General features: G+C 37.6%; 19 protein-coding genes. 12 read left to right on the top strand and 7 right to left on the bottom strand.

Annotated features, from left to right (window positions below; all coding sequences use genetic code 11):
- The first annotated feature begins 212 nt into the window (after window positions 1–212).
- From pspF to gstA, 9 genes are all read left to right on the top strand, one after another.
- The gene (pspF, locus tag BTA34_RS06790) at window positions 213–1,208 is read left to right on the top strand and encodes a phage shock protein operon transcriptional activator (protein ID WP_151434992.1); all 996 of its coding nucleotides are present in this window, start codon (window positions 213–215) and stop codon (window positions 1,206–1,208) included.
- A gap of 291 nt (window positions 1,209–1,499) precedes the next feature.
- The gene (gene sapA / locus BTA34_RS06785) at window positions 1,500–3,185 is read left to right on the top strand and encodes an ABC transporter substrate-binding protein SapA (RefSeq protein WP_151434991.1); all 1,686 of its coding nucleotides are present in this window, start codon (window positions 1,500–1,502) and stop codon (window positions 3,183–3,185) included.
- Window positions 3,186–3,188: 3 nt separating this feature from the next.
- The gene (sapB, locus tag BTA34_RS06780; protein WP_151434990.1) at window positions 3,189–4,154 is read left to right on the top strand and encodes a putrescine export ABC transporter permease SapB; all 966 of its coding nucleotides are present in this window, start codon (window positions 3,189–3,191) and stop codon (window positions 4,152–4,154) included.
- Window positions 4,141–5,034, top strand: a complete 894-nt coding sequence (gene sapC / locus BTA34_RS06775) for a putrescine export ABC transporter permease SapC (protein ID WP_099075271.1) — start codon at window positions 4,141–4,143, stop codon at window positions 5,032–5,034. The genes sapB and sapC overlap by 14 nt, the downstream gene beginning before the upstream one ends.
- Window positions 5,034–6,035, top strand: coding sequence for a putrescine export ABC transporter ATP-binding protein SapD (gene sapD / locus BTA34_RS06770; RefSeq protein WP_151434989.1), 1,002 nt, complete (start codon window positions 5,034–5,036; stop codon window positions 6,033–6,035). Before sapC ends, sapD begins: the two co-directional genes overlap by 1 nt.
- The gene (sapF, locus tag BTA34_RS06765; protein WP_151434988.1) at window positions 6,025–6,834 is read left to right on the top strand and encodes a putrescine export ABC transporter ATP-binding protein SapF; all 810 of its coding nucleotides are present in this window, start codon (window positions 6,025–6,027) and stop codon (window positions 6,832–6,834) included. Before sapD ends, sapF begins: the two co-directional genes overlap by 11 nt.
- Before the next feature lie 207 nt (window positions 6,835–7,041).
- Entirely contained in the window at window positions 7,042–7,830 is a 789-nt protein-coding gene (fabI, locus tag BTA34_RS06760; protein WP_072067955.1) for an enoyl-ACP reductase FabI, read from the top strand.
- 266 nt (window positions 7,831–8,096) lie between these two features.
- Entirely contained in the window at window positions 8,097–8,801 is a 705-nt protein-coding gene (locus BTA34_RS06755) for a DUF3592 domain-containing protein (RefSeq protein ID WP_151434987.1), read from the top strand.
- A gap of 212 nt (window positions 8,802–9,013) precedes the next feature.
- Window positions 9,014–9,625: a glutathione transferase GstA gene (gene gstA / locus BTA34_RS06750; protein ID WP_151434986.1), complete on the top strand. Its 612-nt coding sequence runs from the start codon at window positions 9,014–9,016 to the stop codon at window positions 9,623–9,625.
- Between the two features lie 108 nt (window positions 9,626–9,733).
- Here gstA and pdxY read toward each other — a convergent pair whose 3' ends face one another.
- The 4 genes from pdxY to anmK all read right to left on the bottom strand — a co-directional run bounded on the left by pdxY (window position 9,734) and on the right by anmK (window position 13,942).
- On the bottom strand, window positions 9,734–10,603 hold the full coding sequence (gene pdxY / locus BTA34_RS06745) for a pyridoxal kinase PdxY (protein WP_151434985.1): 870 nt from the start codon (window positions 10,601–10,603) through the stop codon (window positions 9,734–9,736).
- Window positions 10,604–10,725: 122 nt separating this feature from the next.
- Window positions 10,726–12,000, bottom strand: coding sequence for a tyrosine--tRNA ligase (tyrS, locus tag BTA34_RS06740; protein ID WP_151434984.1), 1,275 nt, complete (start codon window positions 11,998–12,000; stop codon window positions 10,726–10,728).
- A 132-nt stretch (window positions 12,001–12,132) separates the two neighbouring features.
- A complete protein-coding gene (gene pdxH, locus BTA34_RS06735; RefSeq protein ID WP_151434983.1) occupies window positions 12,133–12,786 on the bottom strand; it encodes a pyridoxamine 5'-phosphate oxidase in 654 nt (217 codons plus the stop codon).
- Between the two features lie 43 nt (window positions 12,787–12,829).
- Window positions 12,830–13,942 carry an anhydro-N-acetylmuramic acid kinase gene (gene anmK, locus BTA34_RS06730; RefSeq protein WP_151434982.1) on the bottom strand — a complete coding sequence of 371 codons (1,113 nt, stop codon included), beginning with the start codon at window positions 13,940–13,942 and terminating at the stop codon, window positions 12,830–12,832.
- Between the two features lie 221 nt (window positions 13,943–14,163).
- On the opposite strand from anmK, the gene BTA34_RS06725 reads away from it, so the two are divergent.
- Complete coding sequence (locus tag BTA34_RS06725; protein WP_023582334.1) at window positions 14,164–14,631, top strand: glycine zipper 2TM domain-containing protein; 468 nt, start codon at window positions 14,164–14,166, stop codon at window positions 14,629–14,631.
- Between the two features lie 326 nt (window positions 14,632–14,957).
- Here BTA34_RS06725 and slyA read toward each other — a convergent pair whose 3' ends face one another.
- A complete protein-coding gene (gene slyA / locus BTA34_RS06720) occupies window positions 14,958–15,386 on the bottom strand; it encodes a transcriptional regulator SlyA (RefSeq protein ID WP_151434981.1) in 429 nt (142 codons plus the stop codon).
- Between the two features lie 450 nt (window positions 15,387–15,836).
- Window positions 15,837–16,076, bottom strand: a complete 240-nt coding sequence (locus tag BTA34_RS06715; RefSeq protein ID WP_151434980.1) for a DUF1289 domain-containing protein — start codon at window positions 16,074–16,076, stop codon at window positions 15,837–15,839.
- 185 nt (window positions 16,077–16,261) lie between these two features.
- On the opposite strand from BTA34_RS06715, the gene gloA reads away from it, so the two are divergent.
- Both gloA and rnt read left to right on the top strand, forming a co-directional pair.
- Window positions 16,262–16,669, top strand: coding sequence for a lactoylglutathione lyase (gloA, locus tag BTA34_RS06710; RefSeq protein ID WP_036937247.1), 408 nt, complete (start codon window positions 16,262–16,264; stop codon window positions 16,667–16,669).
- Window positions 16,670–16,764: 95 nt separating this feature from the next.
- On the top strand, window positions 16,765–17,403 hold the full coding sequence (gene rnt / locus BTA34_RS06705) for a ribonuclease T (protein WP_069369299.1): 639 nt from the start codon (window positions 16,765–16,767) through the stop codon (window positions 17,401–17,403).
- A gap of 141 nt (window positions 17,404–17,544) precedes the next feature.
- Here the strand turns inward: rnt and BTA34_RS06700 are convergent, their stop codons facing one another.
- Entirely contained in the window at window positions 17,545–17,886 is a 342-nt protein-coding gene (locus tag BTA34_RS06700) for a Grx4 family monothiol glutaredoxin (RefSeq protein ID WP_151434979.1), read from the bottom strand.
- Window positions 17,887–18,125: the final 239 nt, after the last annotated feature.

Below are 18,125 nucleotides of genomic sequence, written 5' to 3'. Positions count from 1 at the left end.
TGTTATCCTTAATAGCTATGCTAATTAGTGGCGTTAAATTATTTCAATAATGGCGCACTTACGTAACGCCGGCATACTTTAGTTAATACAATTTACGTGCCAACTTTTAAAATTCACTTAAGTTATTAATAATCGGTGATTTATATTATTCGCCTATTTTTCGAACACCTGATAAACTGGTAAAAAATACCTCAATATGGTGAATTTAACCAATGAATGAGAATTTAGAGACAATAATCGGTGTTGATAGTCAATTTATTGATGTATTAGAACAAACCTCGGCGCTTGCTCAATTAAAAAAACCGGTATTAATTATTGGTGAACGAGGTACAGGCAAAGAGTTGATCGCGCATCGATTACACTATCTTGCTCCTTGGTGGCAAGGACCTTTTATTTCAATTAACTGTTCTGCGCTCAATGACAATTTACTTGATTCGGAGCTTTTTGGTCATGAAGCTGGCGCTTTTACTGGTGCTAAAAATCGTCATCAAGGGCGTTTTGAACGTGCGGATGGAGGTTCTCTTTTTCTTGATGAACTGGCGACGGCTCCTATGCTTGTGCAAGAAAAGCTTCTGCGTGTCATTGAGTATGGTCACTTAGAGCGCGTTGGGGGGAGTCAATCTCTGCATGTTGATGTTAGGCTTATTTGCGCGACAAATGCAGATTTACCCGCAATGGCAGAAGAAGGTAAATTTCGTGCCGATTTACTCGATAGATTAGCGTTTGATGTGATTAGACTTCCGCCATTAAGAGAGCGACGAGCGGATATTATGTTGCTTGCTGAAAATTTCGCTATCTCAATGTGCCAAGAGTTAGGTTTACCTTTTTTTTCTGGTTTTAGCGATAGCGCACGCCAAGTACTTTTAGATTATTCATGGCCCGGCAATATTCGTGAGCTAAAAAATGTTGTTGAACGCTCAGTTTATCGTCATGGAACCAGTGATAACGTACTCAACAATATTATTATTGATCCCTTTGCGGGTCTTCAGACATCAAAAATACCCACATTAAAAAAATCGCCTAAAGAAAATTTCTCACTGCCTACATTACCGTTGAATTTACGCCAATGGCAGAATAATGTAGAAAAAAAATTAGTAAACAGTGCATTAGAAGAGAGTTTATATAACCAGAAAGAGGCGGCTGAGAAGCTATCACTCAGTTACGATCAATTTAGAGGGCTAATTAAAAAACATCAAATAACAAGTTAATTTATTGATAAATAACGTTTTTAATTACTAGGGAATTCTGTAAACGATAGGCAAAAAAAAAGCCAGCACCCGAGCTGGCTAGTAAAAAAATACTGGAAGCAATGTGAGCAATGTCGTGCCTTCTGCGGAAAACCTCTTACCGCTGAAGGACAATACGGATGATAATCTTTATCATTAGCATTTGTAAAGCATTTTATTGAGAATTTTTCTCACTTTGTTTTTTTGACTATTTGGGGATAGAAAGTTTTTTAAGTTACAATAGCAAAATCGTTTCTCTAAAAGACATTATTTATGCGCCCTATTTTATTTATTGGTACTTTGCTACTCACCTTTACAAGCGCAACTTGTATTGCGGATGTAGCACCAAAAACACAAGCACCATCTATAACGCTTGAGCCAACTCCAATTAATCAAAATGGCTTTGTTTACTGTGTTGATGGCAGTGTAAATACCTTTAATCCACAGCTATCAAGTAGTGGATTAATTATTGATCCTCTAGCTGCACAGCTCTATGACCGTCTTTTAGATGTCGATCCTTACACTTATCGCCTGATCCCAGAAATTGCCGCTCGATGGGAAACATTAGATAACGGTGCAACATACCGCTTTTATTTACGTAAAAATGTCTCCTTTCAGCAAACATCTTGGTTTACACCAACACGAAAACTTACTGCTGATGATGTTATTTTTAGTTTTGAAAGGATGATTAATCCACAAAATCCTTTCAATCAAGTTAATGGCGGGAAATATCCCTATTTTGACAGCTTAAGTTTTGCCAATAATATCCAATCGATAAAAAGACTCGGTCAATATACGGTAGAATTTAGCCTAAAAGAGCCTGATGCCTCTTTTCTATGGCATTTAGCAACACATTACGCCCCTATTCTTTCTGCTGAATACGCCCAAAATTTAGAAAAATTAGGCGATCAAACGCAGCTTGATTGGAAACCAGTAGGAACAGGTCCTTTCTTTTTAGATGAATATCAAGCTGGGCAATTTGTTCGTTTATTTAGAAATAAAGATTACTGGAAAGGTCAACCCAAAATGCAGCAGATTGTTATTGATATGGGTGCCGGTGGTACAGGCCGTATATCTAAATTGCTCACTGGTGAATGTGATGTTTTAGCCTATCCTGCCGCAAGCCAATTAAAAGTCTTACGTGACGATCCACGCCTAAGATTAACGTTGCGTTCTGGTATGAATATCGCTTATTTAGCCTTTAACACCAGTAAGCCACCATTAAATGATCTTAAAGTTCGTCAAGCTATTGCTTATGCCATTAACAACGAACGTTTAATGGAGTCTATTTATTATGGTACGGCAGAAACAGCAGCATCAGTGCTTCCTCGCGCATCTTGGGCTTATGATAACCGAGCAAAAATTACAGAATACAATCCTGAGAAATCGAAACAGATTCTTAAACAACTTGGTCTTGATGGGCTGAAATTAAATCTTTGGGTACCTAGCGCCTCACAATCTTATAACCCAAGCCCTTTAAAAATGGCTGAACTTATTCAAGCAGACTTAGCGCAAGTAGGTATTCAAATGAGCATTCGTCCTATCGAGGGGCGATATCAAGAAACAAGTATGATGGATCGCACCCATGATATGACCTTATCGGGTTGGTCAACTGACAGTAACGATCCTGATAGTTTTTTCCGTCCTCTCTTTAGCTGTGCCGCAATTGGCTCACAAACTAACTTAAGTCATTGGTGTTTACCTAACTTTGATGATATTTTGAAAAAAGCGCTTTATAGTCAGCAACTTGCTTCAAGAATGGATTATTATCATGAAGCTCAAGATATCCTTGCTCAAGAGTTACCAGTATTGCCTTTAGCAAACTCTTTACGTATGCAAGCATATCGTCATGATATTAAAGGATTAGTATTAAGTACTTTTGGTAATGCGTCTTTTGCTGGTGTTTATCGAGAGGCAGAAGTAGATGAACAAAATCACAAGAAAGAGGCTGTAAAATAATCCATGATTATTTATTCAATACGTCGATTGCTTTTATTACTTGTGACACTGTTCTTTTTGTCGCTAGTAAGCTTTAGCCTAAGCTATTACACACCCAATGCTCCGTTAAGTGGTGCATCATTCACCGATGCCTACTTTTTTTATGCCCATAATATGATCCATTTTGATTTTGGTATTTCCTCTATCAATGGTGAACCAATCAAAGCGCAATTGATAGAAGCACTGCCTGCGACCATGGAGCTTTGTACATTAGCCTTTCTTTTTGCCCTTATTATAGGTATTCCTGCTGGTATTATTGCGGGAGTTTGGCGTAATAAATCTGCCGATATTATTATCAGTAACTTCGCGCTCTTAGGTTTTTCTGTGCCTGTATTTGGGCTTGCATTGCTGCTAACTCTTTTCTTCTCACTAAAATTGGGTTGGTTACCTGTTTCAGGTCGTATTGATTTGCTTTATAACTTGCAACCTATTACAGGCATTGCATTAGTGGATGCGTGGTTATCTGATCCACCTTATCGCCAACAAATGATCATTAATGTATTACAGCATCTTATTTTGCCTGTAATCACTCTGGCGATTGCGCCAACAACTGAAGTTATTCGATTAATGCGAAACAGTACGGAAGAAATTATGTCAGAGAACTACGTGAAAGCAGCCGCAACTCGAGGTCTTTCACGTTTTACAATTATTCGTCGCCATATTCTTCATAATGCTTTACCTCCTATCATCCCTAAATTAGGCCTACAGTTCTCCACCATGCTTACACTCACGATGGTAACAGAAATTGTATTTAACTGGCCGGGGCTTGGTCGTTGGTTAGTTACAGCAATCCGTCAACAAGATTACTCGGCTATTTCAGCAGGGGTAATGTTGGTGGGTTCAATGGTCATTATTGTCAATGTCTTATCAGATATTGTGGGCGCAATGAGCAACCCAATGAAACATAAGGTGGGATATGCCTTTAGATAGCCAATTTTATAAAGAGAAAAAAACACCCTCACCCGCGGCGGTGATTTGGCAATGTTTTTCTAAAGACGTTATCTCAATGGTAGGATTTTATGGCGTTCTTTTTCTCTTAGTGCTCAGTATTATAGGTCCTTATATTGCGCCTTATGCACTCGACCAACAATTTTTTGGTCATCAACTAACGCCACCATCTTGGTATCAAAACGGTAATGTCTCTTATTTCTTTGGTACAGATGATTTAGGTCGTGATGTATTCAGCCGAATTTTAATTGGCACAAGTATGACCTTTGGTGGTGCATTTATTGTTACTTTTGCAGCAACACTGATGGGCTTAATTATCGGCTGTTTTGCAGGTATGACCCATGGCTTAAAATCTGCCATTCTTAATCATATATTAGACACACTGTTGTCCATTCCATCCCTACTGCTGGCTATTATTGTTGTGGCATTTGTTGGAACAAGTCTTGGTCACGCGATGATAGCTATTTGGCTGGCGCTGTTACCTCGTTTAGTCAGAATGATTTACTCTGCTGTTAATGATGAATTAAACAAAGAGTATGTTATTGCATCTCGACTTGATGGTGCATCTAACATTTCCATTTTATGGTATACCGTATTGCCTAATATTACGCCTGTATTAGTTTCTGAATTAACACGCGCTTTCTCAATTGCTATTCTTGATATTACCGCATTAGGTTTCCTCAATTTAGGCGCCCAACTTCCTTCACCAGAATGGGGAGCAATGTTAGGTGATTCGTTAGAGTTAATATATGTTGCTCCTTGGACGGTCTTAATTCCGGGCGCAACCATTATGATAAGCGTTTTACTGGTGAACCTTTTAGGTGATGGTTTACAGCGTGCCATAAATGAGGGAGTTGAATAATGCCTTTATTAGATATACGCAATTTAACCATTGAATTTATGACACCCGATGGCCCAGTAAAAGCGGTAGATCGTGTTTCTATAACCTTAAATGAAGGTGAAGTGAGAGGTCTTGTTGGTGAATCGGGATCGGGTAAAAGTTTAATTGCAAAAGCGATTTGTGGCGTTACGAAAGATAATATCAATGTGACAGCCGATCGCTTCCGTTTTGATGATATCGATTTACTTAAATTATCACCAAGAGCTAGACGCCGTGTTATTGGTCATAATGTTTCAATGATTTTCCAAGAGCCGCAATCTTGTCTTGATCCTGCGACAAAAATTGAGCAGCAGCTTATACAGGCAATTCCCGGCTGGACTTTTAAAGGGCATTGGTGGCAACGCTTTCATTGGCGAAAACGCCGTGCAATTGAACTATTGCACCGTGTAGGTATTAAAGATCACAAAGACATTATGCGCAGTTATCCTTATGAATTAACCGAGGGTGAATGCCAAAAGGTGATGATTGCCATTGCTATTGCAAACCAGCCTCGATTACTGATTGCGGATGAGCCGACTAACGCGATGGAGCCAGCAACGCAAACCCAAATTTTTCGTTTACTGACTCGACTTAATCAAAATAACAATATGACCATTTTGTTGATTAGCCATGATTTGCAATGGATGAGCAAATTGGCGAATAAAATTACAGTTATGTATTGTGGTCAAACCGTCGAAACAGCATCCCCTGACGAGTTATTAGTGACACCTTATCATCCTTATACTCAAGCATTGATCCGCTCTATTCCTGATTTTACCAACTCATTAGCACATAAGAGCCGTTTAAATACACTACCCGGCGCGATCCCTTCTCTTGAGCATTTACCTGTGGGGTGCCGTTTAGGACCTCGCTGCCCTTATGCGCAGCGACAATGTATTGAAGCTCCTCGGTTACGTTTATTTAAAAACCATGCCGTGGCTTGTCATTTTCCGTTAAATGTGGAGCCAACTGATGTTCGATAAGCTACTTGAGGTGAAAAATCTATCAAAAACATTTCGCTATCGTACCGGATTATTTCGACGTCAGCAGTTAGAAGCCGTAAAACCTATAAGTTTCACGCTAGAACCCAAGCAAACTTTAGCTATTATTGGTGCTAATGGTTCAGGAAAATCTACACTCGCGAGAATGTTATCAGGTGTGACAGAGCCTACAGGTGGCGATATTTTTATTAATGGGCATCAACTGACTTTTGGTGATTATCCTTATCGTAGTCAGCGAATTAGAATGATATTTCAAGATCCCACTAACTCACTAAACCCACGCCAACGTATTGGTCAAACATTAGAGATCCCTTTACGCCTGAATACAGACTTAAGTGCAATTGAGCGTGAAAAACGAATTTATCAAACATTACGCCAAGTGGGTCTTTTACCTGAACATGCGAACTATTATCCTCATATGTTTGCATCAGGTCAGCGCCAACGAATTGCGCTTGCACGCGCATTGATATTGCAACCTCAAGTCATTATTGCCGATGAGGCAATTGCTTCGCTGGATATGTCTTTGCGCTCTCAAATTATAAACTTGATGTTAGAGCTACAAGAGACTCATGATATTGCCTATATTTATGTGACACAAAACTTAGGCATGACAAAACATATTAGCGATAAAATCATAGTGATGGATAATGGCGAAGTCGTTGAACGTGGTAATACAGCAGAAGTTCTTGCGTCACCATTACATGAAGTCACTCGAAGATTGGTAGCAAGTCACTTTGGTGAAGCCTTAACAGCAGAAGCTTGGCGTCAAGATTTGACTTAAGTGTAAACAATATAAGCATAATGTTGATTGCACATTATTTCGCCCTTTTCCCTTAACTCCTCGGAGGTGCTAGGGAAATTAAACAAATTTACAAATGTCGTGGTAGAATCAGCCACGTTTATTAACAATAAGCGTGATAACCTAACAGATAAATAAAACTGTGAATGATGTTATTATCGCGATTTACGAAAAAACAAGGATACAGCTATGGGCTTTATGACCGGCAAACGCATTCTTATTACTGGTGTTGCTAGTAAATTATCAATTGCTTATGGTATTGCCAAAGCTATGCGTGACCAAGGTGCAGAACTTGCATTTACTTACCAAAATGAAAAACTGAAACCACGCGTTGAAGAATTTGCAGCATCATTAGACTCAAATATCGTATTAGAGTGTGATGTGTCAAAAGACGAAAGCATCGATACCATGTACGCAGAACTTGCAAAAGTTTGGCCAAAATACGATGGCTTTGTTCACTCTATCGGTTTTGCTCCTGCTGACCAATTAGATGGCGACTACGTTAATGCCGTAACTCGTGAAGGCTTTAAAATTGCTCACGATATCAGTGCATACAGCTTCGTTGCTATGGCGAAAGCAAGCCGTGAAATGCTAAATCCAAATTCAGCTCTATTAACTCTGACTTATTTAGGTGCTGAACGTGCAATCCCTAACTATAACGTTATGGGTCTGGCGAAAGCCTCTTTAGAAGCTAACGTTCGTTATATGGCAAATGCTATGGGTCCTGAAGGTATTCGTGTTAACGGTATCTCTGCTGGCCCTATCCGTACATTAGCGGCATCTGGTATCAAAGATTTCCGTAAAATGTTAAGCCATTGCGAATCAGTAACGCCTCTGCGTCGTACTGTAACAACCGAAGATGTGGGTAATACAGCGGCATTCTTATGCTCTGACTTATCTGGCGGTATCACAGGTGAAATCATTCACGTAGATGGTGGTTTCAGCATCGCTGCAATGAATGAATTAGAACTAAAATAATTCTGTTCTATAAATAATAGAAACCAGCCTTACTGTTAAGGCTGGTTTTTTTGTGGTTTTTTTGTAGTTTTTTTATGTTGCTTCTACGGTTTTTACTCTTAACTCTATTAAATACCGGTTTTTTATCTAATATCTCCCTTTTCCCTTTCATTTTTAATATCATGACTCTGTTAGATAAATTTCACTTTTGTTTTTTAGCTTATTCCTATAATCTTTTCTTTATATTAGCGATAAAATAATTACATATTAATAAAAGGATTTAATGTATGAAGAAATTTAGATTTCTGTTTTATATTTTTGCTCTTATTGGTGCAATTATTTTTGTTGTGGCTTTATTCGTTATTAAATCTGAATTAAATGTAGTAAGAAATGGAATAGAAACAACAGGCGTTGTTATTGACCAAAGTGTGAGTAAATCTTCTGATGGTAACTACTTTTATCACCCTATTATTCAGTTCAATACAGAAGATAATAAAGAAATAACGTTTCGCTCACCGGAAGGTGGTAGCCAATCTCGTTTTTATCTTGGTGAAAAGATTAACGTTATTTATCTTCCTAGTGATCCACAAAGAGCAACGATAAACAACTTTTTAGGCTTATATGGCGCGGGAACTATATTAAGTATTTTGGGATTAGTATTTGCATCAACAGGGCTTATCCCTTTGTATTTTATCAGAAGAAGAGCCACAAGGGATCAACGATTAAAACGTGATGGCATGCCTATCAATGTAAAAATATCTGAAATTATTATTAATACTCATATTCGTTTTAATCACCGTTCTCCCTATCAAATTATTGCTGATTATCATGATACATTAAACAATCGATTAATTCGTTATAAAAGTGGTTATATCTTCTTTGATCCCACACCTTATATTAATAGGGAGCTGGTTACCGTTTATGTTGATAAAAAGAACCCCAAAATTTATTACCTTGATATTTCATTTTTGCCTTCATTTGAAGAGTCATAAATAAATGTTCTTTATATTTAAAAATATAGGGAGCATTTATTTTCGTGTAATTTCATCAATTAACTGCCTTGTTCACAAATTTACAAAAGCCTTTTTTATTCGCACCTTTTGAGTTTGCTAATTTCTTAGAACCTCTTATCATCTTATATTAGTAAAGATATTCTGATATCTGTAAGTTAATTCATCACCTCATTGATAGGGAGCTATTCAATATGAAATTGTACTACACGCCTGGTAGTTGCTCACTTTCCCCTCATATCGTTTTACGTGAAACTGGTTTAGATTTTTCAATAGAGCGCATCGACTTACGTGCTAAGAAAACAGAATCGGGGAAAGATTTTCTAACCATCAATCCAAAAGGCCAAGTTCCTGTTCTTCAATTAGATAATGGTGATATTTTGACTGAAGGTGTTGCAATTGTTCAATACCTTGCGGACTTAAAACCTGATAGAAATTTAATTGCGCCACCAAAATCACTAGAACGTTATCATCAAATTGAGTGGTTAAACTTTCTTGCAAGTGAAGTACATAAAGGCTATGGCCCTCTGTTTTCACCCGACACACCTGAAAGCTATGTGCCTGTTGTTAAAACTAAATTAAAAAGTAAATTCACTTATATTAATGATGTATTAAGCAAACAAAAATATGCCTGTGGTGAGCATTTTACGGTTATTGATGCCTATTTATTTACATTAAGCCAATGGGCGCCGCATGTCGGTTTAGATTTAACTGATTTAACACACCTACAAAGCTACCTAAAACGCATTGCACAACGACCTAATGTGCATAGCGCACTGGTTACCGAAGGGTTAATTAAAGAGTAAGTTAAAACGTTATAAAAGTTAAAACCGAATAAACGATAAGTTCATTACAATAAAAAAAGCGGACGTAACATTCATATCCGCTTTTTCTTTTCTTAGAATTTGTGTGGTTTAATCTATCTGTGTTGCGCAGAATTTGTGTGTTGGATGCACCATTTGATCTTGAGCAGCAACGAGTTGCAATTCGTACTCATTCATCTCTTTCGTTTTTAGCATCACTTCATAAACTGCCGCAGCAACGTGTTCTAATGCAGTTTGTAATTCAACACCTTTAAGTAAATCCACCAGCATTAAACCACTTGTTAGATCACCGACACCCACAGGTTGACGTTCACCAAAATCAACTAATGGACGACTCACATGCCAACTATGCTCTGCGGTTACTAACAGCATTTCAAAGCGATCATGACGATATCCAGCGCGTGATAAGTGTTTTACTAATACAATCTTTGGACCTTGTTTACACAATTCACGAGCAGCATTGACGCATTCATCAACGTTATGAAGGGCTTTGCCACCACTTAATGTTTCAAGCTCTAATAAATTAGGTGCAATGATATCACTAATAGGTAGTGCATCTTCACACAGCACACCTGAAACAGCAGGAGGAACAATACACCCTTTTTCAGGATGCCCCATTACAGGATCACAAAAGTACCATGCGTTAGGATTCGCTTGTTTTACTTTTTTAACGATATCAACAATACGCAAACCTTGTTCAGCCGATCCCAAATAACCACTGAGTACGGCATCACATTGTGAGAGTTTACCAATTGCGGCAATACCATCAACAATCTCAGTAATATGTTCTGCTGACATAACACAGCCAGTCCACTTTTCTGGGTATTGTGTGTGATTTGAAAATTGCACTGTATTTAGCGGCCAAACATTTACCCCCATACGACGCATTGGAAACTCAGAGGCGCTGTTACCTGCATGACCGAAAACAACATGTGACTGAATAGAGAGTATATTTTTCATGACATAAACCGATTATTGTGAATACACACAACACCCAAGCTTTATCATCATAGGCGAGGTATATACGTTTATTTATTGTTATTAAGAAAAAGGGCAACTCACCGGCTGCCCTTTACTGTCAATTATTTCCAGATAACGAGGCAGTAATGTTTTTTACCGCGACGCAAAATGGAATAATGACCAAATAAGAAATCTTTTTCTTCAAAGACGTATTCAGGATTGTCTTGTTTTTCGCCATTAATTGAAACTGCGTTAGAACCAATCATTGTACGAGCCTGACCACGAGAAGGAACTAATTCTGCGTTAACCAGTGCTTGTTGCAAATCACTGCCTTTTTCTAACTCAATTGTTGGCATACCATCTTGTGCTAATTGTTCAAGGTCAGCTTGTGTTAAGTCTGCAATTGCACCAGAGAATAAGCTTTCTGTAATACGTTTAGCGGCGATTAAACCTTCTTCACCATGAACTAAACCAGTAACTAGTTCTGCTAATACACGTTGAGCACGAGGCGCTTGACCGCTATTTTTATCTTCTTCTTCAAGTGCATTAATTTCTTCAATGCTCATAAATGTGAAGAATTTTAAGAAGCGATAAACGTCAGCATCTGCTGTATTAATCCAGAACTGGTAGAATTTGTATGGGCTTGTTTTCTTAGGATCTAACCAAACCGCACCGCCTTCTGTCTTACCGAATTTAGTTCCATCAGATTTAGTAATTAATGGTACAGTCATACCAAATACTTGCTTCTGATTGAAACGACGGGTTAAATCGATACCTGAAGTGATATTACCCCACTGATCAGAGCCACCGATTTGTAATTCAACACCTAATTGCGTATTTAATGACGCAAAGTCATAAGCTTGTAATAGGTTATAGGCGAATTCAGTAAAAGAGATACCCACATCGTCACGGTTTAAACGTTGTTTAACCGCTTCTTTGTTGATCATTTGGTTCACAGAGAAGTGTTTACCGATATCACGCAGGAATGTCAGCACATCCATTTGACCAAACCAGTCATAGTTGTTTGCTAATTCCGCACTGTTTTCACCACTGTTGAAATCTAAGAAAGGTGACACTTGTTTACGAATTTTTTCTACCCATTCGTGAACAGTATCTTGGGTATTCAGTTTGCGCTCGGTGGCTTTAAAACTAGGATCACCAATTAGACCCGTTGCACCACCCACCAACGCCACAGGCTTATGCCCGGCTAGTTGGAATCGTTTTAAACACAGCAAAGGAACCAAATGCCCCAAGTGCAGGCTATCAGCGGTAGGATCGAAGCCACAATAGAGAGCGATAGGACCTTGCTCCAAACGCTCTACTAAAGCTGCCTCATCCGTGACCTGAGCGATTAGCCCACGCTCCTGCAATTGTGTGATTAGGTTCTTGCTAGACATCAATGACTCCATCGGTTTATTGTTTTTTGTCTATTTAAAATATAAGTGAAACACAAGTGGTATAGCATAAAGCGCCACTACATTAAGTACCAGTAGAAAAAGACTTTTTGAGACAAATTTATTAACACACCATTAAGGTGCTAATCGCTCAATGTCCCATCCTTGTGGTGATTTTTGGTAGATAAAGCGATCGTGTAGACGATTTTCTCGCCCTTGCCAAAATTCGACAGAATCAAATGTCACACGATATCCACCCCAGAAACTCGGTAATGGTACTTCTCCATTTTTGAATTTCTGTTTTAATTCCAGAAACTTACTTTCTAAGACGCCTCTTGCGGAAATGCGAGAAGACTGTTGAGAAGCCCACGCTGCAATTTGACTATCTTTAGGGCGACTATGAAAATATTTAATAACTTCAATGGGTGAAAGCTTTTCAGCTTTCCCTAAAAAGCAAACTTGTCTTTCTAATGGATACCAAGGGAATAATAAACTGACTCGTTGATTGTGCTCTAAATGACTCGCCTTGCGACTGCCCAAGTTGGTGTAAAAGACTAAACCATGTTCGTCGAAGTGTTTTAATAACACGATACGTTGGTAAGGTTGTCCATTTTCATCAACCGTGGCAACACACATTGCAGTAGGATCACTCAAACGCGCTTCACAAGCCTGTTTTAGCCACTTTTCAAACAAAACTAATGGCTGTTCAGTTAATTCATGACGTCGTAGTCCACCGTTCATATATTCGCGGCGTAAATCTGCAACATCAATAAAATCAAGTTCTGTCATTTTTCACTCTCTCTTTTGAGAAACTGCGTTCAGCATATCACGCTTAACGAGGATTTGTAGGGTAAATCGCCCCTAAAACGGTTTCTCTTGATGCCCCTGTTACAGAAGGCAAATTCCCTGATTCATTGGCAATAGTACGAGCAGCTAACCAAGCAAATGCCAACGCTTCCATATCATCGCCACTTAAACCATATTTATCCGTTGTTGCGACTTCTGTACCCGGTAATAATGAAGCTAAACGATGCATAATTTGTCCATTTCTCGCCCCTCCACCACAAACAAGTAAACGTTCACATCCTCCGTTTAATTGGATCTGTTGCACAATACTTATCGCGGTTAATTCAACTAGCGTTGCTTGTACATCTTCAGGAAAAACATTAGGTACTCTTGCTAAATGGTAATTTAACCATTGTGTATTGAAATATTCTCGCCCTGTACTTTTAGGTGCTGAACGTGAAAAGTAGGGATCTGAAAGCATATCTTTCAATAAAGTTGCGTTTACAGTGCCAGTAGCCGCCCATTTGCCATTATCATCATAGGGGGTTTGGTTATGGATCCAATTCCAGCTATCTAATAGCATATTTCCGGGTCCGGTATCGTAGCCTTTGACTGCAATACCAGGTAATAACAATGAGATATTGGCGATACCACCAATATTTAAAATCACCCGTTTTTCAACAGAGTGTCCTAACACGGCAAGATGAAAAGCAGGTACTAAAGGTGCGCCTTGTCCGCCATAAGCAATATCTCTGCGACGAAAATCACCGACTGTTGTAATTCCCGTTAGGGCAGCAACACGGTTGTTGTCACCAATTTGCATAGTAAATGGCATATCACTTTCTGGCTCATGCCAAACGGTTTGTCCATGACACCCTATCGCCGTAATATCACTCGCGCTAAGTTTTACTTTTGCGAGTAACTCTATAATTGCTTGCGCATAAAGTTCGCCCAGTTGGGCATCTAATAGACCGATTTCATGCAAGGTAGTAGGTTGCCCTTGGCAAACAGCTAAAATTCGTTGGCGTAAATGTTGTGGATAAGGCAGAAAGTGATTTTCTTGTTGTGCAACAAACTTATTATTGATTGCAGCTAATACAACATCAACACCATCTAAGCTTGTGCCAGACATCACGCCAATGTACCGCCCTGCTATCATGTTCTTTTCCTTATAATCAAGATGATGCAAATTTTTAACATATAATGTTATATTCTCTTTTTTCAGAAATCTCTTCTGTTTGTACTATCGGCCTTTACTATATAGTAAGCTATATATTATTAAAATCAGTGTCGACATACGCAAAAAACGAGCTATAACTGATACTAGATAACATTGGTATAATCTGAACGATTTCCCTCAGATTTTCTTTAGGAGTGACTATGTTTAAGCATTTACTTATTGGTCTTTTTACAATGACTGTACTTACTGGTTGCGTGAATACAAATTCACTATCCGGTGACACTTATACCGCAAGCCAAGCAAAACAAGCTCAAAATATTACTTATGGTACAGTGGTTTCTGTGCGTGCAGTAAATATTCAGGCGGGTAGCGATGAGAATATTTTAGGCGCTATCGGTGGTGCTGTTCTCGGCGGTATGTTAGGTAACACAGTGGGTGGTGGTACAGGTCGTAACCTAGCAACAGCCGCGGGTGCAATAGCAGGTGGTATGGCAGGACAACAAGCACAAGGTGCTTTAAATACCACTAAAGGTGTTCAAATTGAAGTTCGTTTAGATAGTGGTAAAACTGTCGCTATCGTTCAAAAAGCAGATAATACTGTTTATAGCCAAGGTCAACGTGTTGCAGTTATTGGTAACGGAAATAACTTAACTGTTTCTCCTCGCTAATGAACAACAAAAAACAGGCAACATTAAAGTTGCCTGTTTTATTTATGACTCAATAATAAGTAATCTAAAGAGAGAACGAATATATAATCTAGTTATGGCAATTAAGACTATATAATGATATTTGTTATATACTCGTTATATTTCAAGTTTCAGTATATTTCAAATTTCAGTATTGTTGACATCGCTTACTCACACCAATGATATATTTATATATCTCTAGTGAGTCATTCATTTGTTGTATAGCTGAACAATCGAATTATTTAGAGTATCGTTATCATCATGTCATTAATATTATTTAAATAGAATATATATTAAATTTGAAATTATTAGTCATTTAACCTATTTATATTTTTTTCTAGTTTTTGAATTGTACCTATTAGCCTTTCAATTTCTTCTAGTTGAATACCACCTAGTATTTCTCGTCTCGTTTTTTCTATAACAGTATAAACCTCATTAATAAAAGGCTCAGATTCTTTTGTTAATTTTATACGTTTTGCTCTACGATCATTTGCACATGTATGCCGACAAATCAGTTTTTTTTCTTCCAGTTGATCTAAGGTTCTCACTAAAGATGGCTGCTCTATTCCTATTGCTTTTGCCAATTGGATTTGTGACTGCTCTGGAGGTAATTGGCTGATATTGTACAAAGTAACCCAGTGGGTTTGGGTTAATTTTAATGGTTTGAGACGATGATCAATTAAAGCACGCCATAATCGAACTAAACGCGCTAAATCAGCTCCTAATGTTGATTCCACTTATCTCTCCTTAATTAGCATTTTCAGTCAACTTATTACAAAGTTTAGATATTCATTTTTAATACAATTATTACCTATTCTTTTTAATTAAAACATTACCTTTAATAACTAATATAGTTATAACCCCATTTATTAGATAAGTAATTATTTTCCAGATATAATTAAAGCTTTTCTTTCTAGCAACGAAAGTTCATAAAGAATAACCTTGTTATAAAAACTAATCTATATTTTTTTACATAATAATTATTATTATTTTAAACTCAACACAAAAATCAAGAAAAACACTCTTCTTATCAATTAATTGCAAATAAAACAGAGCGAGAATACTTTAAAGTTACAACTTTATATTAATAAAGAAAAAATAATAAACCACACAACTACAATAAATAACAATAATGAATTAAGAATATAGTTAATTATTATTTTAACATTAAAAATTAAGTGGAAAATTTAAAATAAATTGAGTTGTTCATTCTCTTTTTCAATTGAGGAACCCAATTTTTTTAATGTTCTTAAATAACGTTGCTGACAAAGTCGTAATATATTTCTTTTCTCTTGTTGATTCATTGTTGACCAATTAAATCGCTCTTGGCGGCTACGATAGCACCCAACACAATATCCTTGCGCATTCATTTCACAGCGCCCAATACAAGGGCTAGGAATATCAAAAAATTCTAATTGTTCTTGCATTTGATTTTCCCTCCCTATTGTTTGTTACAATAGAGTATAGTTAATAGCGATATTATCTGCACAACATGATTTATTGAACTGTTAAAGGCGTAGTAAAATTGAACTTTAGGGCTTTAACGCGTTATAGTACTCCGCCATCAGTTTAACTGTAGGGTTTAATCATTAAAAAAACACAAGAGGTTTATATGCGAGTACTTCATACCATGATCCGTGTGGGCGATTTACAACGTTCCATCGACTTTTATACCAAGGTTTTAGGTATGCAACTTCTACGCACTAGCGAGAATGAGGAATATAAATACTCGTTAGCTTTTGTTGGTTATGGTGATGAAAGCACCGGTGCGGTTATCGAATTAACCTATAACTGGGGTGTAAACAGCTACGAAATGGGAACCGCTTTTGGGCATGTGGCATTAGGTGTTGATGATGTTGCAGCAACCTGTGAAGCCATTCGCCAAGCTGGCGGTAATGTTACCCGTGATGCGGGTCCAGTAAAAGGTGGCTCCACAATTATTGCTTTTGTTGAAGATCCTGATGGATATAAAATCGAGCTAATCGAAAACAAAAGTGCCAGTCACGCTCTAGGTAACTAATTTTTATTAAAACCAGAAAGATAACATGTGTATCTTTCTGGCCTTACTGATTATCAATTTCCGATATTCTATTTTTATCGGATAAGTACAACTTAATGCCTGATATAAATAATCCCAATAAGCTTTGTAACCGTTTTCGGGGTTACTACCCTGTTGTCATTGATGTTGAAACAGGTGGATTTAATGCGAAAACAGACGGTTTACTTGAAATCGCCGCTATTACACTAAAAATGGATGAGCAAGGTTGGCTAAAACCTGATAACACATTACATTTTCATGTTGATCCCTTTGAAGGGGCTAATTTAGAGCCGGCAGCCTTAGAATTTACAGGTATTGATCCAACTAATCCTTTACGTGGCGCAGTCAGTGAATATGAAGCCTTACATGCTATTTTTAAAATGGTACGTAAAGGGATGAAGGATGCAGATTGTAATCGAGCTATTATTGTCGCTCATAATGCAAATTTTGATCACAGCTTTGTAATGGCTGCTGCTGAACGTGCTGGGTTAAAACGTAATCCTTTTCACCCTTTTGCCACCTTTGATACAGCAGCTTTAAGTGGATTGGTATTAGGACAGACTATTTTGGCTAAAGCCTGCATCACTGCTGGCATTCCCTTTGATAGTAAATTAGCGCATGGTGCGTTATACGATACTAATCGTACATCATTACTTTTTTGTGAATTAGTTAATCGTTGGAAAAAGCTTGGTGGATGGCCATTGCCTACACCTTGAAGCCATGATTTCGCTGATACATTTATGAATCGCAGAAAAAGTATGAATAACAGAAAAAAGCCAGTTCAAAAATTGAACTGGCTTTTTTATTGTAAATCTCATTATTTTTATGCGTTTCAATACTGAAACAATAAAAATGAATTACTGTGCTTCTTCTTCACCACGATATTTATCAGCAGTCTCTTTTAATAACTTCTGTAATTCACCGCGCTGATACATTTCTAAAATAATGTCACATCCACCGACTAATTCACCACCTACCCATAATTGTGGGAAGGTTGGCCAGTGTGCATATTTTGGTAGTTCTGCACGAATATCTGGGTTTTGCAAGATATCAACATACGCAAAACGCTCACCACAAGCAGAGATAGCTTGAACTGCCTGAGCAGAAAAACCACAACTTGGTAATTTTGGTGAACCTTTCATGTATAAAATAATTGGGTTTTCATTGATCTGGCGTTCAATTTTTTCAATAGTCGTCATTTGTAAGTCCTTACAGCCTTTTATATTCGATATGCTTTATAGGGGAAAACATGGAAGAAGAATACCACTTTATATTCGAAACCTCTATATAAGTTTAATTCTCGATATAAAACAATAAGCTGGTGTTAAACCATAAGATTATTGATGAGAAAACACACAAAAAAGTATAAAAATAAATCAATACGTTACAGATGTTTATGAGTACATTTTATCTTATTATTTCGCCTCTTATCACCAAC

It is taken from the genome of Proteus sp. CD3, assembly GCF_008808075.1.
GTDB lineage: Bacteria > Pseudomonadota > Gammaproteobacteria > Enterobacterales > Enterobacteriaceae > Proteus > Proteus appendicitidis.
The sequence above is the reverse complement of the archived record's forward strand: the minus strand, read 5'-3'. Positions and strand labels throughout refer to the sequence as shown.